This is a genomic window from Wohlfahrtiimonas sp. XWW7 (genome assembly GCF_056716055.1).
Genome location: NZ_CP168032.1, coordinates 657,046 through 682,287 on the forward strand (window position 1 = coordinate 657,046; position 25,242 = coordinate 682,287).

A 25,242-nucleotide genomic window follows, 5' to 3' on the forward strand; every position below is an offset into this window, starting at 1 on the left:
TTATGAGTACGAATCAATCACGTCGTGGCTTTTTAAAAGCATTGAGTTTAGCTTCAGCAGCCACTTTAATTCCAAATGTTGTGTTGGGGCAAACCATTCTCAAAGGCGCGACGGCTGCTGAAAATGCCCATAATTTGGTGAAATGGAAGTTCTCAGGTTCACATTGGGGGGCATTTAGAGCAAAAATTGCAGGGGATAAATTATTAGAAGTGAAGCCTTTCGAATTTGATCAGCATCCAACAGATATGATCTATAACATTCCTGGGCTTGTGTATAACTCATCTCGTGTGCGTTATCCAATGGTGCGTTTGGATTGGTTTAAACATGGCCACAAAAGCGATACAGAGCAGCGTGGTGATAATCGTTTTGTGCGTGTGACTTGGGATCAAGCTTTAGATTTGGTGTATAACGAATTAGAGCGCATTCAAACGCAATATGGTGCTTGGGCATTGCATATCGGTAACGTCGGTTGGCGTTCTGTCGGGCAGCTACATAGCTGTGGTAATAATATGTTACGCGCTTTGGCAATGCATGGTTCTGGCGTAACCACTGCTGGGGATTACTCTACAGGTGCAGGTCAAACGATTTTGCCGTATGTTTTAGGCTCCACCGAAGTTTATTCACAAGGCACTTCTTGGCCATTGATTCTCGATAATAGCGATCTGATCGTTTTCTGGGGCAATGATCCAATCAAGAATCTTCAAGTGGGCTGGAATACTGAAACTCATGAAGCTTTTGCTTATTATGAACAATTGAGAGATAAGATTGCCAAAGGTGAAATTCAAGTGATCTCTGTAGATCCTGTGAAGAGTAAAACGCAGAATTTCTTAGGTTGTGAGCAGCAATATGTGAATCCATTGACGGATGTGGCTTTAATGCTTGCGATTGCGCATACGATGGTGAAAGAGAATCTGCATGACCAAGACTTCTTAGCAACTTATACGGTTGGTTTTGATCAGTTTGAACCATATTTGATGGGAAAAACTGTTGATAATATCGAAAAAACGCCAGAATGGGCAGAGCCAATTTGTGGTGTAAAAGCAGATCGTATTCGTGAACTGGCAAGACTATTCGCAAAAGGTCGTACGCAATTAATCTTTGGTTGGGCAACACAGCGCCAGCAACATGGTGAACAGCCTTATTGGATGGCAGCTGTGTTGGCATCTATGATTGGGCAGATTGGTTTACCAGGTGGCGGCATTAGTTATTCTCATCATTATTGTTCTGTTGGTGTACCAACATCTGGTGCTTCTATGCCAGGCGCATTTCCTTTAGCGCTTGATTTTGGGCGCACGGCGAAATATGACCAGCCCGATTATCAAGGTTATTCATCGACAATTCCTGTCGCTCGGGTTGTGGATGCGTTATTAGAGCCAGGCAAAGAGATCAATTACAATGGTTCTACAGTTAAGTTGCCACCTTATAAAATGGCGATTTTCTCTGGCGCAAATCAATGGCATCGTCAGCAAGATCGTAACAAAATGAAGCGTGCATATCAGAAGCTTGAAACAGTGGTTTATACAGATTATAACTGGACAGCATCGTGTCGATTTGCAGATATTGTCTTGCCTGCTTGTACGCCATATGAGCGCAATGATATTGATATTTATGGAACGTATAGCAATCGTGGTGTGATCGCGATGCATAAATTAGTGGATCCTTTATATCATTCCAAGCCAGATCTTGAAATTTGGGCGCAATTTGCGAAGCGTTTAGGGCGTGAAGAAGAGTATCGTCAAGGCTTAACAGAAATGGAGTGGATCGAAAAGCTCTATAATGAATGTAAGGTTGAAAATGCTGTCAAAGGTTTTGAAATGCCTGAATTTGCGAAATTCTGGGAAGATGGTTATGTATTATTCCCTGATGGACCATTATGGGTTCGCCATGCCGCGTTTAGAGAAGATCCTGAAGTCAATGCCTTAGGCACGCCATCAGGATTCATTGAAATTTTTAGTCGTAAAATTGCGGCATATCATTATGACAACTGTAAAGGCCATCCTGTTTGGTTAGAGAAAAATGAGCGCTCACATGGTGGGCCAAATTCTGAAAAATATCCTTTCTGGTTACAATCACCACATCCTGATTCTCGACTGCATTCACAAATGTGTGAGATTGATAGTGCTCGTGCTAAATATTCAATTGCGGACAGAGAGCCTGTATATATGAATGAAGAGGATGCAAAAGCCAAAGGCATTAAACACGGTGATGTTGTTTTGGTGTTCAATGATCGAGGTTCTTTAATTGCAGGTGCGAATATCTCTCCCAACTTCCCGAAAGGTGTTTTGAGGATATTTGAAGGCGCTTGGTACGGCCCGTTGAATGCAGAAGTAGGATCTGTGGATACTTATGGTGATCCTAATACTGTGACGATGGATGTTGGTACATCTGATTTAGCACAAGCCACCAGTGCAAATACTTGTATCGTGGATATTCGTAAGTATGAAGGACCCGCGCCAGATGTTACATCATTTGGTGGGCCAATTGAGGTGGATCCAATCGTATGATGACAAAAGAAGAGTGGTTATCTGTTAATGCTCAGCGTGCAGCCATTTATCAATGGTTCGGTTCATGGTTTGCATTGGAGCAAACAGAAGATCAATTAGATTGCTATAGAGATGATCGCTTAGCAGGCTTGTATGATTTATTGGATCAAATTGGTTTATCCGCTGAATGCTTGCACTTTCGAGCAGCAATACATGATGTATTGCAGGATGATGATGCAGTTCTAGAATTATCAGCAGATTTTGCACAGCATTTCTTATTGGATGACAAAATCTCAGCATTGCCTTATGCATCTTTCTATCTAGAAGATGGCAGATTATATGGTGATGTTGAGAGTAGAATGCGTGAGTTTTTGTCGGATAATGCTTTACGGCTTTCAACGGATTTTAAAGAACCTGCTGATCATCTTGCGGTGTATCTTTATTTGATGGCTCATTGGATTAAGGCGGAGCAAAATTTTGATGACTATGAGCGAATCAATGCTGAGCAAGTGATTTTCTTAGAAGATGCATTGTTATCATGGTTGCCTGAATTTGTAGAAGCTAGTCAAAGCCAGCAATTAAAGTACGATGTTTATCCTGCATTGAGTACGCTGTTATTGGCAATCATTCATGTGGATATCAGTATATTGAAGGATTAATGATTGATTGATTGAGATAAAAGTAAAAAAGGGCATCTTTTCGATGCCCTTTGTTTTATTCTTGCAGTGCCTTTTGCATTGCACAGCGACTGTGTGGATCAAAACCAGCTTCCGCTTCTTCATCTAAAATGTCCATGAGAAATATAGAAAGATCTTTTTCTGATAATGTGACATAACCTAATTTTTCATAAAAAGGCGCATTCCAAGGCACTTCTTTGAATGTGGTTAATGTCATGAATGCGATGCCACGATTACGCATAATTTGTTCCACAGCATTTAACAGAGCTCTGCCAACACCTTGACTTTGCCAAGCCTCTGAAACAGATAATTCACAGATGTGAAAAGTGTTGTTGTATTCAACGCCATTAATGAATCCTACAGGAATATCATCATGCACAGCAACCCAACTATTTCGAGATTGAATATAGTTTTGATGCAATGATGTGGGCTGCACTTCATCATCTGCCAGCCATGCTAAATCTTTTTCTTGTTTAAAGATTTGAGCCGCTGATCGTTCGATCTCTGGCAGATGCTCGATATCAGTTGCACGAGCTTCACGAATTTGAATGGACAATTCTTCCATAGATAAATAACCTACGCAATCAATTAAATGTTTGTGGAGTTTACGCTAAATGCAGATTGTAGCGTATTAATTTCTCGTTCAATACTATAAAAATTTGGTATTGAAGGAACTTTGATCTGTTCCATTGGCTCATCAAATTGAGCTGAATTAGCTAGTGTTTCAAATAGATAAAGTATCTTTGCCAGATCATCTTCCGTTAATGTGGGGCGATTTGGATTTTCTGCTGCATGTTCAAGTAAGAACGCTAATTTTTCCATAGAATAAATGATTGGCCAATAATATTCAATGAGCGCTTTATTTTTAGGAATTTCGCCAATAGCGGCATTATATAATGCTGTGAGGTTGGCTAAATTTGTCTTCATCTTGATTAAGCGCGTTTGAATCTGTTGCGGTGTGCTCTTTTTTTGTGGAGAGAAGAGCAGAAGAATCATTTGGGATTGATTGCGTAAAGTACGCATCAGAATTCTTGGAATTCTGATGGATGCGGTTCGTTTACCCATTAATAATACGCCCATTAAACCAATCATGCTGCCAATTAAAACATCGATAATGCGAGCGCCTGAGAAGTGGAAGAAGGAAAATTGCCCTTGAGTGATGGTTTCGGCTAAAAGTAGCGCATTGGGTGTGATAAAAATTACGGCTAAGCCATAGTTTTTCACTATCAGCATCTCTGTCATTAATGTGAAGCAGAAAATAATCACCGCTAAAACATAGCCTGAAGGATGGAAATATAAAATCGTACTGGCAATGATAATGCCGATCAATGTCCCGATAGATCTTTGGATGGCACGATAATAGGTTGCAATCATGGATGCACCAGACATAACAGCAACACAAGAAAGTGGAATCCAATAGGACCTTGTGAAATCAAAACCATAAGCAATTAAAGCGGCGATTGTTGTGATTAAACCAAATCGTAATGCTGTGACGAAGACAAGAGAATTGCGATCGAGCGCATGAATTAAAATATCTCGCACAGAATAATCATAATGGTGTGTGATGGTTTTGAGAGAATTGATCGGGGAGATTAATGCTTGTTGCATAGCGTTTAAATACTCTTGTAATTCAACATCTTCAAATATGACATTATTGATAGGTTGATAGCTTTTAAGTTTGGTATTAAGTGCTTGAGTAATTTGCTGTAATTGTTCTGTGATCCCCTTAGGTAATGGTTCATTGGATTGTGCATAGTGATTCCCGAGATAAAGCATATACTCGTTACCTTCAAGGGCAAGATGCAATAGGCGCGTATAAGTTTCTGAAGGCGACCACGGCAATTGACCTGCAATTAATGTCTCTTCTGCTTCTTTTAAAGCTGCCATTGTTAAATATTTTTCATGTTGAAATTGTTTTGTGCCAACGCTGTTGGTGAGTTGAATGAGCTGATGATAAGCTTTTTGCATGGATTGAATTTCTGGGCGATGTGGATGAATAAGAAAACCACTCATGGCTATCAGCCATGATAATGCAGCACCTAGCGAAACTAATCCTGCTCGAGTGAGAGCACCTAAAAAATCAACATGGGGCATATCTGCTGTTAATGCAAAAACTAACACAAAAAACATGGCAGATGGACCAATGAATTTCAAAGCATTGAAAATGAAAATCATAAATGCAGCAATCAAGCCCATGACAACGGTTGCAGCAATGGGATAAGGGGCAACGATTGAGCCTAAAAATGCTGACAATACAATGGATATGCCAACAAATAATAATTGTTTTGATAATAGTGCATAAGGTAAGCGAAATGCATAGAGATAAGTGAATCCGCCTAAACCCGCGATCAATCCCAATTGCAATTGATCAAAGAAAAGCCCTACCAGAATTGGAAGTGTCATTGAAAGTGCAGCACCAATTCCTCGCTCCCACGGTGCTGATCGACCATTGACAGCCATTGCTTCTCGAATGATGGCCCACCAATTTTCTTTCATGTGACAAACTCCTTATTTCCGATTAGACAGCTATTAGTATAGAGAATTTGCATAAATTTTTATCAAATATAAAAAAGAGCGCTGTCAAAGCGCTCATTCATCAGCCGATTATAAAGATCATTGGCTTATTTATCTTTTTTCATATTCATCCACATTCGCATGATTTTTTTCTGCTCGTTGATTGTGTAAGGTTGCTTGATGTGAATATTTTGTAAGCTCTCTTCAGGCGGGAACAAAATGGGATTATCACGTAATTTAGGCTCCATATATTCAAAAGCTGCTTTATTGGCAGTTGCATACATGGCATTATTTGCAGCTTTTGCACTATTTTTTGCATCCAACATGAAGTTAATGAATGCATAAGCTTCTTCAACATTTTCTGCCTCTTTTAGGATGACAAATTCATCAAACCAAATGATTGTTCCTTCTTTAGGAATCGCATATTGAAGATCTGTTTTTCTGCCTGCTTCTTCAGCGCTTGTTTGCGCTAAATAGAAATCACCAGACCAACCGAGAGCCATACAAGCATCACCATTGGCTAATGCGCTGATATACTCAGAAGAATGGAATTTTTTAATGTATGGGCGAATCTGCTTCAATGCATCATCTGCTTTTTTCAAATCTTCTTTGGATGTAGATTCAGGATCAGTCGCACCCAAATACATATTGAAGATTGGTAACAATTCACTAGGATTATCGATCATGTAAATACCACATTGGCTGATTTTTTCAGCATATTTAGGATTCATGATCAATTCGAGAGAATTTAAAGGTGCATCAGGCACTAATTCTTTAATTTTATTGGCATCGTAACCAATGCCTGTTGTGCCCCAGAAATATGGTACTGCATAATCATTAATGCCTTCAAATGCCGATAAACGCTCTAAAGCTAGTGGCCAAATATTTTCATAATTGGGTAATTTTGTTTTATCCAATTTATGTAAACGATCCGCTTGCATTAAGTAAGTCACAACAAAATCAGAAGGAACAACAATGTCATAGCCGGAATTGCCCGCCAATGTTTTTGCAAGCAGTGTATCGTTGCTATCGAAAGTGTCATAAATCACTTCGATACCAGTTTGTGCTGTAAACTCATCGATTAATTCTTGATCGATATAAGAGACCCAGTTATAGAGTTTGAGTTGTTTTTGCTCTGCTTGTGCTTGAGCAGTAAAAGTTAGGGATAAAGCGAATAACGCACCAGAAAGTCGACGAATAAATGACATGATTTGCCCTCCAATTGATCAAGAGAAAAATGAACGATTGCAGAGGGTAACATACTTTTTATGAAAACTTAGTCACGAATTTCAAATGATACTTTATTCACTTTTTGCAAAGAATCTTGAACGCTTAATGTATGCATGCCAATTTCTAGGGATTGAATGTCCAGTTCTGCATGTTCAAGTAACTGTCCGTCTAAATACCAACGAAATGGTGGATTACCGCGTGCTTTTAACTCGATGGCATATGGACTTTTAAAAATGATGCTTTCATTTTGTAATGTGAGAATTTGAACGGATTGTATTGTGACATCTTGAATGTCCAATAATTTTGGCCAGCCTGAATGCGGCATTTCTCCTGGTGCATCGTATAAGGTTGGCGGCGTTTTACCATCAATTGTGTCAATATCATAGCGCTCTAAGCAGGATTCAATGGGAACTTCTGTGATTTTTCGTCCACTTGGCCAACAAATGGTTTCAGATTGTATAGCATAAGGCTTGATTAATTGAGTTTGGTCTTTGGGAAGATAGTTAAAAATATCAAAAAGCATTGGTGTTGCATAGCGATTGGCTAAAGCACCAACATTGGGCACGCCATCAGGGCGACCAATCCATACGCCAACTGTCCAATCTGCGGTTGTGCCAATCGCCCAACCATCTCGATAGCCATAACTTGTTCCTGTTTTCCATGCGATTTTTCTGGGATTAAAACGATTGGTTGGGCGGACTTTACTTAAGATTTTATAAGTAATCCATGCAGATTCGGGGGATAAAATTTCGTAGCCATCCGTGATGATCTCAGGTGATGTTGTGATTGGGTAAATTTTACCTTCCGTAGCTAAACTAGAAAATAGACGCACTTGCTCCCAAAGAGAGATACCAACGCCACCTAAAATGATACTCAATGTTGGTGTATCGACATGTAGCTCAACTCTGGCATCTCGTAATTTTTTCACAAAATAGTGCGGTGTTAAATGATGAAATACTTGCACAATGGGCACATTTAAAGAGGTTTGTAATGCTGTAAACATAGGTACAGCCCCGCGGAATTGATCATCGAAGTTTTTAGGGAAATAACCATCAAATCCACGCTTAACATCAGTGAGTAAACTCGCTTCATGAATGATGCCATAATCCATTGCCATACCATACGCAAAAGGCTTAAGTGTGGATCCTGGTGAGCGAATGGCTTTCACGATATCCACATAACCAAAACGATCACGATCAAAAAGATCCGCAGAGCCGATATAAGCATAAACTTGATGATCATGATTATTCACAACAAGTGCTGCGGCGGAAATTTTTTCTGGCCATGTTTGGCTTTGTGTTTTGATCAGTTTTTCTAATTTTCTTTGGAGATTACCATCAATAGTTGTGTGGATAATATGCTCTTCAGGTTGTTGAGTTTGTAATGTCTGAGCCAATAATGGCGCTAAAAATTGTGTTTGTGATGGTCGATAATTCACAGGCTCCTGTTGATATCGCTTTGCATCTTGTTCTGATAAATGCCCAAATTCCGATAAACGTGCTAGCACTTTATTACGTGCCATCTTAGCTTTCGCTAATGAGTAATCGGGGCGATAAATACTTGGTCTTTGCGGCAAGGCGACTAACAATGCACTTTCTGCGATATTTAAGCTATTGGCATCTTTCGAGAAATAACGCCAACTGGCAGTTTGAACACCTTCAATATTACCGCCCATAGGCGCAATATTGACATATAACGTCAAAATCTCTTCCTTTGAGAGCACCATTTCCAGTTGAATAGCACGGAACATTTGTTCTATTTTGCCAAGTACGGTGCGTTCATGAGGATACAATAAACGCGCAACCTGCATGGTTAATGTGGAACTACCAGAAATGACTTTACCATTTGTGATGAATTGCCCAAAAGCCCGAAGTGTTGCGAGTGGATTCACACCAAAATGTTGATAAAAATATCGATCTTCATAATTAATGAGGGCATTGATATACAAAGGATTAATATCTTCAAGTTCAACCCAATGACGAAATACACCATTATGATCGGAAAATTGCCTGAGTACTTGTCCATTTCGATCCACAACAACAGTCGATGGTTCTATTTTGGGAATTGCTAATGGATTAAAGTGATTAAATAATCCAAAAGCTACGATGATAGAAACGGCAATCGCAACAACAGTATATGTCGAATATTTTAAGATCTTTTTAAGAGTGCGATTCATGATGTCAGCTTTAGGATTATTGGATTGGTTGGCATTATATTTTATACATAGGGTAAAAAATTGTATGAAAAAAGTGCAATATTTTGAGTCTATGTACTACTCTTATCCCTATGAAATTTTAAGTTTTGGCTAGAAATATTAAGTAAAAGTTATCTCAATGATAATATTTTAATAAATATTTTTAGACATAAATCATAAAATCATCTTTTTAATTATTGAATGTTTTTATTATTTTATTCATTTATAGCTGATTTTTGCTGATATTTTCATAAATGATGGCACTTTAATCTAAAAAGCTAATCATGTAGTGTAACTTGCATTAGCATAAATTAATGTTATTGGCAGTATAATGATAATTAGTATAGATGATAACCAATTGCGAGAGAGTAATAGAGTGTTAAACCAAAAATTATTGTATAAAGTGTTGTTACTGACAATCCCAGTGATTGGTATGACAACAGTTTCTGCTGAAGAAGTAAAATTCAAACCATCGAATGAGCCTGTGTTTAGTACACCAAGAGCTAAACCTAATATCCATATGGTGCTGGATGATTCTGGGTCGATGAATAACCGTGGTGCTTGGGATGTGACGCTGAATAACAAAACCGTTTCAAGGGCCACAGCGCTAGATTACACTGTTAAGACATTGTTGCGTAAGTATCGTGATAAAGCCTATTTAGGGATATCTTTCCTTTGGGATAGAGATAGAGAGGATCAAGGGCTTGTTTATCTGCCAATCGGTGATTACTCAAAATTAGATGATATTGATAAGAATCGTTCAAGTCGACTTAATAGTTGGTATGATCACTCTCGTGGGGGATGGGTTGGTGATAAGTATGTGAGTGCAACAGAGCTAGAGGAATCCATTTTATATCCTCTTCAAAATAAAATTTATGGCTCTGGAGGTGGTACGCCAGTATATCGTAGCGTTTATGAAGCAATTAAAATGTTTCGTGGTCAGCCATTGAATGAATCGAATGGTGATGGGGATGGTTATTCCATTGTTAAAGATCGAAATGGTAATGTCTTTTACAACTATACGACAGATGTACAAAATCCTCTGCGTTATAGATGTCAGCAAAATCATATGGTAGTGATGACGGATGGTGAACCTAATACAAACAGTATCTTTGGCATTGCTAAGGAAGATACTGATTTATATAAAAATAGTAATCTAGGCAGATATAAAGATGGAAGATATACATACTATTTATCATCATTGATCGTCGATAATGTTCATATGCATCGATATTATTCTATTGGTTCTAAAAACTATGAAAATGAAGCTTTGGCAAAAATACTAGGTGATATAGCGGCGAATACAGATCTGCGTACATATCAAAAGACGGATAAAGATCAAGCGGGCAAACCATGGTTTAATGATGAATATTCTAAGCCTGCACCTGTTTATATTCATACCGTTAGCTTAGGCCAAAATCCTGACTCACCAGTTTATACAGGCTTAACGAGTGCCATTAATAAAGCAAACAATAAAGAGAAAGCTGGTATGAACTTAGGTTTCAAGCAAGGTGAAGGTAATGCCGAAGATCTTTTGTTAGCTTTTGATACAATCTTTTCGTCCATCATTTTGAGTACAAGTAGTACTTTGTCTATGAATGACCGTATTCACTCAGATATGTTAACAAGACCGCCATTTATGGATGCGAATGGCAATGTTGATTTAACATCTTTGGGAACGATTCGTTACGATACGATTTATGATTTCAGACAAAATTTTGGTAGTGTGCGTGCGCGTGTGCCTTATCAAGATCCTGTGAATAAAGATGAAAAGGGCAATCCTGTCATTTTACAATATGAACTTTGGAGTACAGACAAATCCATAACGCCTGATCAAGGTCGTTATGTCACGCTATTAGATAAACCTAAGGAAACGGTTGGCTCTTATTTATCAGAATTAACAGATCAAGATGTATTGACTCAGTTTCAAGCGATTGATCCTAACTTTAAGTCGAGTTATATCACTTGGTTAACAGACTTTAAAAAGTCTGGGACTGATGGATTACGCGCACGATTGAATCCTTTAGGCAGTATCACAAACTCTGACATTGTGACGGTTAATAAAGATGTTTTAAATATTAGTGCTGCTAAAGAAAAAATGTCAGCGCCATTAAGAAAAGAACTATCGAATTGGTTATTGTATAAGGCGAATTATCAGCCTAAAAACTTATTGATCGTGGGTGATAATGATGGTTTTATCAGTTTCATTAATGCTCAACGTGGTTTAACGGGATCACATAAGGGCGGACATAGAGATACGGCTTATTTCCCAAAAATGTTAGTGCATCGTTTTGATGAAATTGCTGAGGCGGATCGTGTACAAACATTGGTGATGGAAGGTAAAACTGATCTTGTGGATGCAAAAGTACGTCAGCGATCTGGCATATCTTTGGGTGGTGAATATTTATATGCAACCTTAGGTTTAACTGGCATGGGCGGCGGTGGTAAAGGTCTGGTTGGTTACCGTATTTACGCCGAAACAGAGAGCGCAGTGAAGAACTGGGCTAAGAACAAACAGACAGCAGGGGAAACTGATCCTAATAGTATTTATAAAAAAGTAACGCCGTTATTTGAAATTACGAATGAAGGTCCTAATAAAACGGCAGGCTTTGAAGATTTAGGTTACACATATTCTGGTTTTGAGTTCTTTAATCGAATTTCAGGCAAACAGGATATTCCTGGCTTAGACACTCAATTAGAAGGTCAAGCAGTTGCGATTTTTGGTAATGGCTTTGGTACAGAAAAATCTGTTTTATATTTCATTGATGCTTATACAGGTGAAAAACTTCATCAAATTGTACTAGATCCAAAAGGATTAGGTGCAGGAACGCCATCTATTGTTGTGAATAAAGATGACATCACAGGTGGTCAAAAAATTGATCGTATTTATGTCGGTGATTATTCGGGCACTTTGTATAAAATTGATTTTCCAACCAGTGATTTCAAAGCCAATGATGTTACTGTGACGGCATTATTTAAAACGCCAGAGACTAATTATGGACAGTCAGCTATTTCTGTGAAACCTTTAGTGGTTAAGGCGCAGAACTCCAATTTATATCGTGTGTTTTTTGGTACAGGGATGGCAGCAAGTTATGATTTAGATCGTTATAAACATTCCTTAGTGACACATGGTATTTATGGTATTACGGATCTTGCCAATGGTGTGCCAGCAAATTCTAGAAAATTTGCGAATGAGTCTAATAGATCTTTGACGCCAGCATTAACAGTGGCTAATTTGAAGAAAGGTCGAGTGAATTATGCTGAGGGTGTATTGCCTGATTATGAAAAATTAGATCGCTATGAGTTGGAGCTTAACACACCAACTAAGCCAAATATCGACAATACAGGCAATAAATATGAAGATGGATGGTACGTGATTCTATCTGCGGACAATCCTGGCATTAAAAACTCTACAGGTACTAATAGTGAAGTGGGTGAAATTGGTTCTGGTGAACGTGTGATTTTAAATCCACAATATGATTCTAGACATGATGCTGTAGTATTTTCTACATGGGGTGTTAGAGAACGTGGTGATTTTTATGATGATGCAGTTAAAAATGATCCATGTGTTTCGGATTTAGCATTTGGTAAAGTATTATCATTTTATGCGGGTACAGGCGGTGGTTCTTTTGAAATAGGGATCGCAAATGCAGGTAAAACTGGCACTGCAGAAGGAACATTGACTGGTGATGATGTTGAATCTGCACCTGAAGGTAATACTGAAACTAAATTAGAAGATCTTGAGATTGAAGTTCAGGAAGAATTGGAAGAAGCGGTAGATGCTGAGAACAGTACATATGAAACGGATCGTGATAAATCGGGTGTTTATTGTGTCGGTGGCATTAATGGACAATCTGAGTGTGTGGAAATTAAACGAACGGCTCCTGTTGGCAGTGATCCAATTCGATTAAGCATACAAACACTATTTAGCTCATAAATAATTGGGTGTAAAAATAAACCCTGATGATTTAATGAACTGCACCCCAAAAGTTGGACACAACTTTGGGGTGTTTTTATATGGCGAAGTATTCTTTTGATTTCAAATTAAAAGTTGTTAAGTTTTATCAAAAAGGAAATGGATATAGCTCTACAGCTGATCATTTTAATATTGATCACTCCACCGTTAAAAAGTGGGTCAAAGCTTATCAGTATCATGGTCAATCAGGGATTCAGCCAAGAACAACAAAACGATTATATTCTGCTGAATTCAAATATTATGTATTGAAGTTTATGTCAGATCATTATTACTCTGCCCGCGAAGCGGCTTCATATTTTAATATTCCAGCATTTACTTCTATATTAGAATGGCAATCACTGTTTAAAGAAGGTGGTTTGAGTGCACTTGAACCACGTCAAAAAGGAAGACCTAAAAAGATGAGATTGCCCAAAAAACCTGATAATCGCACTGAACAAGAAAAGTTGATAGATCAACTTCAAGCTGAATTAGCCTATCTTCGTGCGGAGAATGATGTGTTAAAAAAGTTTCAGGAATTGGACGAGAAGGAAGAAGCGCTCAGGCGCAAACAATCATCGCAGAAGAACTCAAAGTAAAGCATTCATTGTCATCGTTACTGAAAATCATGAATCTAGCCAAAAGCACTTATTACTATCATAAGGCAGTATTGGCTAAGCCTGATTCAGATGAAAGCCTTAAAGCAAGGATAACAGCCCTTTTTCATGAGCATAAAGGTCGATATGGTTATCGTCGCATCACTGCGATATTACAAAAAGATTTCCCCATTAACCATAAAAAAGTTCAAAGAATCATGCGATTACTGAATCTTAAATCTTTAGTAAGACCGAAGAAATACCAATCTTATAAAGGAAAAGTTGGAAAAATAGCGAAGAATATTTTGAAGCGTAATTTTAAGGCTCAAAGGCCCAACCAAAAATGGGTAACAGATGTCACAGAGTTTAAAGTGAACGGTGAAAAGCTGTATTTATCTCCGATTTTAGATCTATATAATCAGGAAATTATTAGCTATGAAGTTGCTAAAAACTCCAAATATGAGTTGGTGGGTAAAATGCTGAATAAGGCATTGAAGCATTTAAAGTTACATAAGAAAGGACGCAAGAAACTGATTTTACATTCTGATCAAGGTTGGCAATATCAAATGAAACAGTACCAACAATCTTTAAAAGATCACAAAGTTAGACAAAGCATGTCACGCAAAGGCAATTGCTATGATAATGCTGTGATTGAGAACTTCTTTGGTGTTTTGAAATCAGAGCTATTTCATGTGAAAAAATTTGAATCTATCGATCAATTAGAGAAAGAGATTCATGAGTACATCGATTATTACAATAATGATCGAATTAAGCTCAAACTAAAAGGACTGAGTCCGATAGAATATCGAAATCAGTCCTTGTCTTTATAATTTATAAACTGTCCAAGTTTATGGGGTCAGTTCATAAATCATCAGGGTTTTTCTTTATCTAATATTTATATTATGGGTCAATTAGAGAGACAACCCTAAGCCTTTAGCAACGCTTTCACCATAAGCTTGATCGGCTTTTAGGAAATGTGCAATTTGTGCTCGTTGAATATATTCATCAATACCTGTCATTGATCCCACGATGTTATCAATCAACAATTGCTTTTGTTCATCATTCATTAAGCGGAATAAATCACCTGCTTGGCTATAGTAATCTGTATCTTCACGATGATCATATTGATAAACCGCACCATCTTGATCTTTGTTATAAGCAGGATTTTTTTGGTTGGTTTGTTTTGGTGCATTATCAAAGCTATTTGGCTCGTAGTTTGGTGCACTGCCTTGATTGCCATCAAAACGCATCGATCCATCACGTTGGTAATTATGATACGGGCATTTTGGCGCATTTACTGGCAACTGCTGATAATTTGTACCAATGCGATAGCGTTGAGCATCCGCATAAGCAAATACGCGACCTTGCAACATGCGATCTGGTGATAAACCTGTACCAGGAATCACATTGCTTGGCGACATTGCCACTTGTTCAACATCTGCGAAATAGTTATCAGGGTTACGGTTTAACACAAACTCGCCCACTTCGATTAATGGATAATCTTTGTGTGACCAAACTTTTGTGACATCAAAAGGATTTTCAGCACGATTTGCAGCGTCATTTTCGCTCATTACTTGGATGTAAACACCCCATTTTGGATAGTTGCCTGATTCGATTGCGTGGTATAAATCGTCTTGTGCGTAATCAGGGTTTGTACCGCCTAATGTTTCTGCATCTTTTGGATGAATATTTTTGATGCCTTGCTTGGTTCTAAAGTGCCATTTGATCCAAGTGCGCACACCATCTTTATTCACTAAGCTATAAGTATGGCTACCATAACCATGCATGTGACGGAAACCATCTGGAATACCACGATCAGAGAACAAGATTGTCACTTGATGCAATGATTCAGGCGATAAGGACCAGAAATCCCACATAGCACGAGGCGATTTCAAGTTGGTGCGAGGATCACGTTTTTGTGTATGAATAAAATCAGGGAATTTAATGGCATCACGAATGAAGAATACAGGTGTGTTGTTACCCACAACGTCAAAGTTTCCTTCTTCCGTATAAAATTTCACAGCAAAACCACGAGGATCACGTGCTGTATCTGCTGAACCACGTTCACCACCAACTGTAGAGAAACGCACAAACATCGGTGTTTCTTTGCCAATTTCCGATAAGAATGACGCATGTGAATATTTTGTAACATCACCTGTTACAGTGAAAATGCCATGTGCACCACCACCTTTTGCATGAACACGGCGTTCTGGAATATTCTCACGATTAAAATGCGCTAATTTTTCAACTAAATGATAATCTTCTAATGAAACAGGGCCACGGCGCCCAGCTGTGATAGAGTTTTGATTATCTGCGATTGGTGCGCCACTTGCGCTTGTTAAAATTGTTTTGCTCATGAACATTTTCTCCCTGAGTTAAGTTAATATTTATTGAGGAATGGCTAGATTCTAGTGAATGAACGCAGTGCTGGCTAATTAAGAGTTTATCTCTCTCTTATAAAATAAATTTATTATTAACTTGTTAAATATGTGGATAACTTTTTTAAATTATCTTGTGTTATAAAATATTTTGTTAAATATTAATATCATAGATTTTTGGTTGAATTATTTGATATAAATAATGCTTATTATTGAATTGCATAATGATGATGAAACTTTATGAGATAATGAGAGTATTTTATAAAATGCGATTAGGAAGATACTAATGATAACTTTTAGAAAATCTTTGCTTGCAGCTTCGTTATCCATGCTCCCCATGTTTGCTTATGCTCAAGTGGAATCAATTAATCTCGCAAAATTCAATGATCAAGAGACGATCACTGTATTTTTTGAATCTCCACAAGTCTTTAAAACGGATCAATTACAGAACTTATTTAAAATTGATCAATATGATTATGATGATTGGGTCAGAAAACCATATACAAAAGGCAAATGGCACTTAAGCAAAGATGGTTATCGATTATCTTATTATCCTGTAGGTGCAGGTGATTATCACATCAGTTCAGGCGAGTTTAAAGATCGTAATAATAATTCTTACAGTGAATATATTTATCTTGGTAAGGATTCTGAAGCGGTGAAGATCGTTGGTCGTGGCCCCGTGATGCCATTGAATCAGGGCACATTACCATTAGAGATGATTGGTACAGATGAAGTCGATATTGAATTTTTTAAAATTGATAATTTGCCGAGATTTTTAGATCAATATTATATTGGCTCGAACATTGATCGTTGGGATTTGAATCGTGCTGTGAAGGAAATGACGCCAGAAGGTATTTTCCGTTATAAAATTCCCAATAATGTTCCACGTGAAACGAAATCTTTCCACAATGTTCCTGTGGATAAGAACATTCAATCAGGTGCTTATATTGTAACAGTGAGCCCCTCAGGACAGATTGAGCGCACATTAGATACTCGAATTTTATTCATCACAGATATGGGATTGCATGCACGTTTGTACCCCAATAAAACTGTGATTGTGGGCAATTATTTTACATCAGGGAAACCTGTTGATGGTGCTGTGGTTGAAGTTTGGCGCAATGAGAAAGGACAAGTGAAGATTACAGAAGATCTCTGTATGTTTGATTATGGCATTTGTGAAATCCAACAGAAATTGTCACGTGATGATATTGTCGTCGCAAAATATGGCAATGAAGTTTCGATCTTGCCATTGAAGGAAATCGCCCTAGATCTCAATGATTTTGCCGTGGATGGTAAAGTTTACAGTGATCAAGTTGCGTATGTTTACAGTAACCGAGAATTGTATCGCCCAGGTGAATCTGTGCCTGTGAATATTGTGTTGCGCGATCAAGATGGTAAGGTTTTACCTCAACAGCCGATTAACATTAAATTGATCAACCCTGAAAATAAAGTTGTGTACGAAAATACATTAGAAGCGACAACGGATGGTTTTTATAGCACATATTTATATACAAATGCGGATGATAAAACTGGTCGCTGGCGTGTAGAAGCGCGAACAGATGCAACATCTGCTAAGCCAAATGGTGAGCTTCCTCTGTTCATTGAAGAGTTTATGCCAGAACGAATGGAATTAACATTATCAGGTGTGAAAGATAACTATGATATGAAGGATTCTATTGATCTGAAAGTGGATAGCCGTTATCTATTTGGTGCGCCTGCAAAAAATAACGATTATACCGTTCAAGGTAAATTGACGGTGAATCGTACACCTTTTGCGGCTCACAAAGATTGGTATGTGGGTAAAACATCTTTTCCATCAGAATTTATCCCTGATGAAATCAAATATGATCAGCAATTGAATGCGGAAGGTCATGCAGAGCATCCTTTATATTTGGGCTTAGAAGGGCCATTGGCGAAGAATATTTCTGCTGTATTAGGATTAAAAGGTGATGTGACAGTGCTCGACAGTGGCACAAGTGGCATCTCGCGTAGTTTTAAAACGAGTTTTTGGCCAACGCAGCCAGTACCAGTAATTCGTCCAATGTTTGGCAAAGATGATTTAAGCTACGGTTCTGAAGCTAGTTTTGAAATTTTTACAGCAAATATGGCGGGCAATTTAGGCAATGCCGAGTTAAAGTTAACACTTCGTTATAAAGATGATGCTTGTACTTGGGTTTATAATCCAAATTCTGGTTGGGATTGCCATGAGAATTATAAATATCAAATTCGTGAACAAAAAGTGATTAAAACGAGCCGTGATGCTGTGGAATATTCAATGTCGCCAAATAGTTGGGGCAACTATATTTTAGAAGTGGAAGATTTGGCTTCTGGCATGGTGACGCAATATCCGTTCAGTGCAGCATGGCGCAATACTTCATCAGGACAATTGCCCGCCGTTAAACCTAATGCTTTGGCATTAACAACTGATAAAGCTACATATACAACGGGCGAAACCATAAAATTAACAATCGATGCACCTTTTGCAGGTAATTTAACGTTGATGATGGAAGGTTCTGATCTTTTATATTCTAAAAACTTAGAAGTGAAACAAGGTAAAAATAATGTTTCCATTCCGATGGAAAAACATTGGAATCGTCACGATTTATATTTATCAGGTTTACTCTTATCCAAAACTAAGCAAGATGAAGTGGTTCGTTCTTTGGGTTTAATTCCAATTCATTTGAATCGTTTGGATCGTAAATTAGAACCAAAATTATCATTCGATGCGATCGCATTACCTGATCGTAAAACTACTGTGAAAATTGAAGTGCCAAATGTTGCTAAAAATGAGCAGCTTTATGCAACAGTGAGTGTAACGGATCAAGGCATTTTGAATATGATTCCTATGGAAAGTGAATCAATTTTTGATGCCTTCTTTAAGCACCGTAAATATCAGATCGACATCATTGATTATTATAATCGTTTATTCAAACGTGGTGCTTATTCGATGTTGGTGCCAAAATTTGGTGGCGATGGTGAAGTTCAAGGCGAAGAAGCATCTGCTGATAATATGACAGAAATGAAAACTGTGTCATTAATGAGCTCGTTGATTGCTTTGGATGATAAAGGTCGAGGAGAAGTCGCTTTTGATCTGCCTGATTTTAATGGTGAAGCAAAAGTTGTAGTGAAAGTATTCTCGAAAGAGCGCGTGGGTGAATTTGATCAGCAAATGACGATTCGTGCACCGATCGTTGCAGATGTGATCACTCCAAAATTTGTGCGTGTGGGCGATGAAACCAATTTATCTCTATCATTGCATAACATGAGTGGCAAAAATGATGATGTAAAAGTAACCATTTCCAGCGAGCAATTTGATGTGAAATTGGATGAAACGGTACCATTAGCAGATGGCGAAGGTGCTTATCGTTTGATCCCAATTTCATTGCCAACCTTTACAAACTTTGCAGAAGTTGAATTGGCGATTGATTCGAGTGATTACCAAGCAAAACGTACTTATCGAATTGGTACAGATGCGGTTTCTGTTAAGACAACAGAATATGTGCGTAACTTATTGACGAAAGATTCTGTGTGGCAACAGCCTGCCAATCGACAAAACTATGCGAAAGGGTTCACTGAAAACTTCACTGTTTCTCATCATCCTTTCATTAATGTATTGTCATATACAGATGGATTATTTAGCTATCCTTATGGTTGCACAGAGCAAACAACAAGTCGCGCATTTCCTTGGTTATTCAAATCCAACCAGTTATTGAATGCGGAAAAACAAGCGGTTTATACAGCATATGTTAAAAACCAAGAGATGAATAATGATGTAACGCCAACGCTAGAATACGCAGCTTGGGAACAAGAAATGATGCGTGATACAGTGAAGCGTTTATTGGATCGACAACACCATGATGGTGGTTTTGCTTTCTGGTCAACGGGCAGCAGTTATTTCCCATCATCTGTTTATGCTTTGGATTTTTTAGCACAATTGGCGAAACAAGACCCGACATTGGTGCCACAAGAAAGTTTGGAAAAAGGTTTTAAATATGTGAAAAACCGTTTATCAGAAACTTATAAGAGCCATTCTAATCGTGGATCATCATATTTGAGTGAATATCATCTCAATAATTTAAGTTATGGTATTTGGCTGTTAGCAAGAGAAGGTCAAATTTTCAGTGCTGATATTGCCTTTATGAAAGGTTTTGATTACACCATTAGCCCATTGAGTCGTGTTTACTTAGCAGGTGCAAATTTGATTTTAAGTGATCAAAAAACGGCTAAGCAATATTTAGCGAACCTCGATTTTAACAATTGGGAACGTGGTTTTGGTACTTATCAAACGCGTGTTTCTGCATTGGCATTATCCATTGATGTATTGAATCAAATGACGGATCGCGGTTTGTTAGACAATGGTAGATTGGCACAACAGTTGAACATGGATTTAATGTCTGCTTTGGATCAAAAGCAATATTTCAGCACGCAAGAGCGTTATGCATTGATTAAAGTTGGTTTAGCTGTGTCCAAAGAGCCATCGGAAGTGAGTTTAAATCTAAATGATCAGCAAAAAGATGTTGTAACGAATCAACCGATGTTGATTAATGATGTGCAATCCATCAGTGCGAATGAAGATATTTTTTATGAATATCAGATTTCAGGTTATCCAAAGCATGCTGTAGATTCTCGTAATTTTAAAACAGAATTTAATAAAAGTTATTGGATCGGCCCAACCAATACATTGGATGTGGGTGATCGTTTTGTTGTGTATTTAACGATTAAGTCGAAGAAAAATTTACCGAATGCATTGTTAGTGGATTATATTCCAACGGGTTTCACTTTGGTGAATCCAAACTTATTAACAGATGATGTGGATACATTTTATGAACAATATGATTTGACGAATTTAACTCGTTCAGTGTTGGAAAATGAAGAATATCGTTTTGATCGTTATGTTGCAGCATTTAATTTAAAAGCAGGTCAGGAATATCGTTTTGCTTATATTTTAGAGGCACAAGTGCCTGGTGAATACCAAATGCCTGTGACAATTTTGGAAGATATGTATATTCCAGAATTGCGCAATTTAATGGTGGCGCCACAAACTTTGAAGATTAGAGCCCAGAAATAACAATATAACCTAAAAACTTGTTATGAACTGCACCCCAAAAGTTGGATACAACTTTGGGGTGTTTTTGATTGGATGGATGCTCAATTTTTCCGAGAAGATAATATCAACAAACATGCAAAGATCATGATAATGCCGACCCAGCCAAGTGTCGCGATCTTTTCACCAATTAAAATAGCTGCAAAAAATGCGGCAACAACAGGTTCAAACAGAGTCAATGTTGTGGCATAACTGGCAGAAACTGTTTTTAATCCATAGCCAAACAAGATATAGCCTAGAAACATTGGGATCGCTGCCATATAAGTCACAACATAGAGATTACGCACTTCATCGAATAAGTTTTGTGCAGTCCAAAATAGCGATGGAATTAAGATAAATGCTGCTAAACCAAAAATACTGCCCATTGCTGCTTTAGCATCGAAGCCTTGATTGATGAACTGTTTCGCTGCCCATGAATATGTGCTGTAGGTTGCACCAGCAACTAAGCCTAAAATAATGCCCAAAGGTTTATTTAAAGCAGTGACCGCGTCAGCTGTATTACTCGCATGATTCTCGCTTAATGTTAATAAAACAACGCCGACTATTCCCAAAATAAAGCTAATCATCCAGCGAATGGATAAGGATTGATGATTAAATAATTTCTCTAATAATGCGGAGAAAATGGGTGATGTGCCAATGGAAATCACTGTGCCAATCGTGATGCCTGCATAATGCATGGATGAATAAAAGGCTAAGGGATAAATTGCGACAGATAATACACCTGCCATTAATAGAAAACGCTGTTGTAATATTGCCCGCCAATATTTTTGGATAGATTTTTTGGCAATGAATGCTTGTAATAATCCACCAAAGCCCATAGCAAATGCGCCAATCGCTAAAGGACTGACGTTAGGTGCATAAGCTGCCGCTGTGCCTGTTGTGCCCCAAATTAAAGCTGCTGCCAATACAGCTAAAGAACCAAGATAAGCTTGAATATTCATAGAAAAATGCATTAAAAATACGATGCTATGAGATTAAGATAAATATTCAATAAATGGAATATTCTATGAATAACATTTTCTATTTACACTGTTTTTGTCTATGATTAGCCCTCGTTTAATCATGAATGATTGAGATTTAAGAGGGAAATGATGGTTAAAGCAGATGCTATCTATTTTAACGGTAAGATCTACAGTGTAGATGCACATGATACTTTTTATTCAGCAATGGCTATTGCAGAAGGGACAATTGTCGCAATGGGCGATGATGAAGCTGTATTGCAGTATCAAGATGAATCGACGCAATTGATAAATTTGCAGGGGCAATTTGTGATGCCAGGCTTGGTGGATTCGCATCTTCATCCTTTTTGGGGTGCTTCTCAATCTTTAAGTTGTGATTTAAAACATCAAGCGTTGAGCAAACAGGAAGTATTGGCAAAAATTACCAGTTATACAGAGCGCTATATATCAGAGCATAAAGATGGATGGATCATTGTGCGTGGTTGGATGCAGCCTGATATGTTGCCAATAGGCAGCGAATTAACATCTACAGATCTTGATGAAATTTCACAAGATTATCCCATCATAGTGTTTTCTAATGATTGTCATTTATTAGTGTGTAATGGTTTAGCTTTACGATCATTTCAAACTGTGGATATTACACAAGATGCTTTGGCTAAAGGTGTTTTAGAAGATGGTCCTGCGATGCAGGCTTTTGATGAAATTACACGATATTCGGCGGATTATGCGTTGAAAGTTGCCAGAAAAGCACAATCCTTATTGAATGAACAAGGCGTAACAACAGTGATGGATGCACGAGCGGATGCTGTAACATTCAGGGCATTTCGATCTTTGGCGCTCTCAAATGAACTAACATTACGAGTGTTGGGTGCGAAAGAAATTCCCGCGAAAACATTTGCCACGATGACAATGATTCCTGAAGCCATTGCCGCAACTCAAGAATTTATGGCAGAATTTTCACAGAAACAAACAGCATTACAGCCGACCACAACGATCTCACATATTAAATTCTTCATTGATGGTGTATTGCAAGCGCCATTACATACTGCATTATTGAGAAAGCCTTATCATTTAGATGGCATTGAACAATATGGTGATTGTTACTATGACAAAGCATTGCTCACAGAATTATTGAGCCAAACGAATCGATTGGGCTGGCATCCTCACATGCACACAGTGGGTGATGCGGGTATTGATTTTGCTTTGGATTGTATTGAAGGATCTCAAGAAAAACTCCCAAATTTAGAAGTGCGAGCTGGGTTTGCGCACAATGAATTAACGGCGCCAGATCATTATCCGCGTTTTCGCCAATTAAATGTGATTGCTACGCAATCCCTACAATGGGGCGCAATTTGTGATGAGACAGATGCAACCTTCACCGCATTATTGGGTGAAGAACGCATGGCATATTTTGAATGTGCAGGGCGCTTTTATGATGCTGGTGTGAAAGTTGCATATGGCAGTGATTGGCCGATTGATCATTTGGATTTATGGGCACATTTCCAATTAGGGATAACAAGACAACTGATGGATTGTGATTACCAACATGTCAATGATCGACAATTAACCGCTAAAGAGGTTTTGCGTTCAGCTACGATAGATGCGGCTTATATGTTAGGGCAGGAAAAGAATATTGGCTCATTGGAAACAGGCAAATTTGCAGATTTTATTGTATTGGATCAAAATCCATTCGTAATAAATTGCAAAAAAATTCATACAGTTAAGGTAAATCAAGTTTTTGTAGGTGGAAAATCTATAAAAATTTTATAGAAACACTTGACAGATCATGAAAAAAATATAAAATGAGCACCTCACTTGCCGGAGTGGTGGAATGGTAGACACGGAGGATTCAAAATCCTCTGCCTTTAAAAGCGTGAGAGTTCGAGTCTCTCCTTCGGTACCACGGATATTAAAACCCAGTCTTTGACTGGGTTTTTGCACATTTAGGTATAACGAAAAATAAGTATTAATACATTAGCTACCAATAATAAAAAAACATAAAGTTGGAATATGCAAATATGTACTAAGTAGAGCAAAATACAATTATGAGTTATGATGGTTTTCTTATAAACCTTGTAAATTCATAGATCTTTTATTCTTAAAATTAATACTATTTTGGAATTTTATAATGGCAAAAACTGATTTAACTTCTTCTATACATGAGCGACAAAACATTTTGAATAATAAATTTGTTTTGGAGCAAACTGAGAAGTATTTAGAGTTAGGTGGCTTTAAATATCGTGGTGAAACTGTTTTTACCAAACAACAAGTAGCGCAATTATTTGATATTAGCGAAGTCACTATTGAACGATATTTAGCTAATCATGCAGATGAGTTAAAAAATAATGGTTATATAGTTCTAAAAGGAAAGAGTCTTAAAGAATTCAAAGAGTTGGATAATGGTACCCTCATCAATGAGGGTACCAAAATATCAATAATAGGCTTATTTACATTTAGAACTGTTCTTAATATGGGCATGTTGTTGACAGAAAGTGAAAAGGCTAAAGAATTACGATCTAAAATTTTGGATATCGTCATAGATGTAATGATGCAAAAAACAGGTGGTGAAACAAAATATATTAATCAACGAGATGAAAATTATTTGCTTTCAGCATTACAAGAAGAAAATTACCGTAAACTATTTACAGATGCTGTAGAGCAATATGTAGAAGGAAACCAATGGAAATTTGCAAGGTTTACTAATTTAATTTACCAAAGTATTTTTCATGAGAATGCTACTGAGTATAAGAAAATCCTGAAGTTGGCAGCGAAAGATAAAATAAGAGAAACGATGTATTCAGAAATTTTAACTCTAATTGCTAGTTTTGAATCAGGGTTAGCACATGAATTTAAATCAGAATCAAATCGAATAGGTAGGAAGCTTTCTCAGCAAGAGGCTGAAAAAATTATTTTAGAATTTGAATGTCATCCTTTATTTTTACCTTTAATTTTAGATGCTAGAACAAAAATGGCAAGTAGAGACCTTTGTTTTCGGGACGCCTTACATCATAAACTGGAAGATTATATTCGCTCAGTACCAGAAATGGATTTTGAAAAATTTTTGGGAGAGAAAAGTAAGTCACTAGAAGAACAATTGAGTGATCCAGACACATTAAATGTCTTTAGAAGATTAAAAGATCGATAATTCATCGAGA

At 37.6% G+C, this 25,242-nt stretch carries 13 protein-coding genes and 1 tRNA gene; 8 read left to right on the forward strand and 6 right to left on the reverse strand.

Annotated elements, in window-relative coordinates; translation table 11 throughout:
- Positions 1-2 precede the first annotated feature (2 nt).
- Together torA and torD are read left to right on the forward strand one after the other, a co-directional pair.
- Positions 3-2,504, forward strand: coding sequence for a trimethylamine-N-oxide reductase TorA (torA, locus tag ACA100_RS03195; protein ID WP_481078562.1), 2,502 nt, complete (start codon positions 3-5; stop codon positions 2,502-2,504).
- Positions 2,501-3,142 (forward strand): molecular chaperone TorD, encoded by a 642-nt coding sequence (gene torD, locus ACA100_RS03200; RefSeq protein WP_481078563.1) that lies wholly within the window; start codon positions 2,501-2,503, stop codon positions 3,140-3,142. Before torA ends, torD begins: the two co-directional genes overlap by 4 nt.
- A 55-nt stretch (positions 3,143-3,197) precedes the next feature.
- Here torD and ACA100_RS03205 read toward each other — a convergent pair whose 3' ends face one another.
- The 4 genes from ACA100_RS03205 to pbpC all read right to left on the reverse strand — a co-directional run bounded on the left by ACA100_RS03205 (position 3,198) and on the right by pbpC (position 9,080).
- A complete protein-coding gene (locus ACA100_RS03205; RefSeq protein ID WP_481078564.1) occupies positions 3,198-3,725 on the reverse strand; it encodes a GNAT family N-acetyltransferase in 528 nt (175 codons plus the stop codon).
- 23 nt (positions 3,726-3,748) lie between these two features.
- The gene (locus tag ACA100_RS03210; RefSeq protein ID WP_481078565.1) at positions 3,749-5,656 is read right to left on the reverse strand and encodes an FUSC family protein; all 1,908 of its coding nucleotides are present in this window, start codon (positions 5,654-5,656) and stop codon (positions 3,749-3,751) included.
- A 125-nt stretch (positions 5,657-5,781) separates the two neighbouring features.
- The gene (locus tag ACA100_RS03215; protein WP_481078566.1) at positions 5,782-6,882 is read right to left on the reverse strand and encodes an extracellular solute-binding protein; all 1,101 of its coding nucleotides are present in this window, start codon (positions 6,880-6,882) and stop codon (positions 5,782-5,784) included.
- 68 nt (positions 6,883-6,950) lie between these two features.
- Positions 6,951-9,080 carry a penicillin-binding protein 1C gene (pbpC, locus tag ACA100_RS03220; RefSeq protein ID WP_481078567.1) on the reverse strand — a complete coding sequence of 710 codons (2,130 nt, stop codon included), beginning with the start codon at positions 9,078-9,080 and terminating at the stop codon, positions 6,951-6,953.
- A gap of 394 nt (positions 9,081-9,474) precedes the next feature.
- On the opposite strand from pbpC, the gene ACA100_RS03225 reads away from it, so the two are divergent.
- The gene (locus ACA100_RS03225; protein ID WP_481078568.1) at positions 9,475-13,035 is read left to right on the forward strand and encodes a hypothetical protein; all 3,561 of its coding nucleotides are present in this window, start codon (positions 9,475-9,477) and stop codon (positions 13,033-13,035) included.
- Between the two features lie 80 nt (positions 13,036-13,115).
- A protein-coding gene (locus ACA100_RS03230; RefSeq protein ID WP_481076906.1) for an IS3 family transposase occupies positions 13,116-14,476 on the forward strand; the annotation gives its coding sequence in 2 pieces (ribosomal slippage) (positions 13,116-13,596 and positions 13,596-14,476; 1,362 coding nt in all).
- 81 nt (positions 14,477-14,557) lie between these two features.
- On the opposite strand, the gene ACA100_RS03235 is transcribed toward ACA100_RS03230, so the two are convergent.
- Entirely contained in the window at positions 14,558-16,003 is a 1,446-nt protein-coding gene (locus ACA100_RS03235; protein ID WP_481078569.1) for a catalase, read from the reverse strand.
- Between the two features lie 307 nt (positions 16,004-16,310).
- On the opposite strand from ACA100_RS03235, the gene ACA100_RS03240 reads away from it, so the two are divergent.
- Positions 16,311-21,092 (forward strand): alpha-2-macroglobulin family protein, encoded by a 4,782-nt coding sequence (locus ACA100_RS03240; RefSeq protein ID WP_481078570.1) that lies wholly within the window; start codon positions 16,311-16,313, stop codon positions 21,090-21,092.
- An 80-nt stretch (positions 21,093-21,172) separates the two neighbouring features.
- On the opposite strand, the gene ACA100_RS03245 is transcribed toward ACA100_RS03240, so the two are convergent.
- Positions 21,173-22,081 (reverse strand): DMT family transporter, encoded by a 909-nt coding sequence (locus tag ACA100_RS03245; RefSeq protein ID WP_481078571.1) that lies wholly within the window; start codon positions 22,079-22,081, stop codon positions 21,173-21,175.
- A 135-nt stretch (positions 22,082-22,216) separates the two neighbouring features.
- Here ACA100_RS03245 and ACA100_RS03250 point away from each other — a divergent pair, with 135 nt between their 5' ends.
- The 3 genes from ACA100_RS03250 (at position 22,217) to ACA100_RS03260 (ending at position 25,232) form a co-directional block, all read left to right on the forward strand.
- Positions 22,217-23,857 carry an amidohydrolase gene (locus ACA100_RS03250; protein WP_481078572.1) on the forward strand — a complete coding sequence of 547 codons (1,641 nt, stop codon included), beginning with the start codon at positions 22,217-22,219 and terminating at the stop codon, positions 23,855-23,857.
- Positions 23,858-23,904: 47 nt separating this feature from the next.
- Positions 23,905-23,990: transfer RNA gene (locus tag ACA100_RS03255), tRNA-Leu, on the forward strand.
- Positions 23,991-24,215: 225 nt separating this feature from the next.
- On the forward strand, positions 24,216-25,232 hold the full coding sequence (locus ACA100_RS03260) for a DNA-binding protein (RefSeq protein WP_481078573.1): 1,017 nt from the start codon (positions 24,216-24,218) through the stop codon (positions 25,230-25,232).
- Positions 25,233-25,242 lie beyond the last annotated feature (10 nt).

What these genes read in the sequence shown, in the direction of transcription:
- torA (WP_481078562.1), top strand. Translation starts at nt 3, where the DNA reads ATGAGTACGAATCAATCACGTCGTGGCTTTTTAAAAGCATTGAGTTTA.
- torD (WP_481078563.1), top strand. Translation starts at nt 2,501, where the DNA reads ATGATGACAAAAGAAGAGTGGTTATCTGTTAATGCTCAGCGTGCAGCC.
- ACA100_RS03205 (WP_481078564.1), bottom strand. Translation starts at nt 3,725, where the DNA reads ATGGAAGAATTGTCCATTCAAATTCGTGAAGCTCGTGCAACTGATATC.
- ACA100_RS03210 (WP_481078565.1), bottom strand. Translation starts at nt 5,656, where the DNA reads ATGAAAGAAAATTGGTGGGCCATCATTCGAGAAGCAATGGCTGTCAAT.
- ACA100_RS03215 (WP_481078566.1), bottom strand. Translation starts at nt 6,882, where the DNA reads ATGTCATTTATTCGTCGACTTTCTGGTGCGTTATTCGCTTTATCCCTA.
- pbpC (WP_481078567.1), bottom strand. Translation starts at nt 9,080, where the DNA reads ATGAATCGCACTCTTAAAAAGATCTTAAAATATTCGACATATACTGTT.
- ACA100_RS03235 (WP_481078569.1), bottom strand. Translation starts at nt 16,003, where the DNA reads ATGAGCAAAACAATTTTAACAAGCGCAAGTGGCGCACCAATCGCAGAT.
- ACA100_RS03240 (WP_481078570.1), top strand. Translation starts at nt 16,311, where the DNA reads ATGATAACTTTTAGAAAATCTTTGCTTGCAGCTTCGTTATCCATGCTC.
- ACA100_RS03245 (WP_481078571.1), bottom strand. Translation starts at nt 22,081, where the DNA reads ATGCATTTTTCTATGAATATTCAAGCTTATCTTGGTTCTTTAGCTGTA.
- ACA100_RS03250 (WP_481078572.1), top strand. Translation starts at nt 22,217, where the DNA reads ATGATGGTTAAAGCAGATGCTATCTATTTTAACGGTAAGATCTACAGT.
- ACA100_RS03260 (WP_481078573.1), top strand. Translation starts at nt 24,216, where the DNA reads ATGGCAAAAACTGATTTAACTTCTTCTATACATGAGCGACAAAACATT.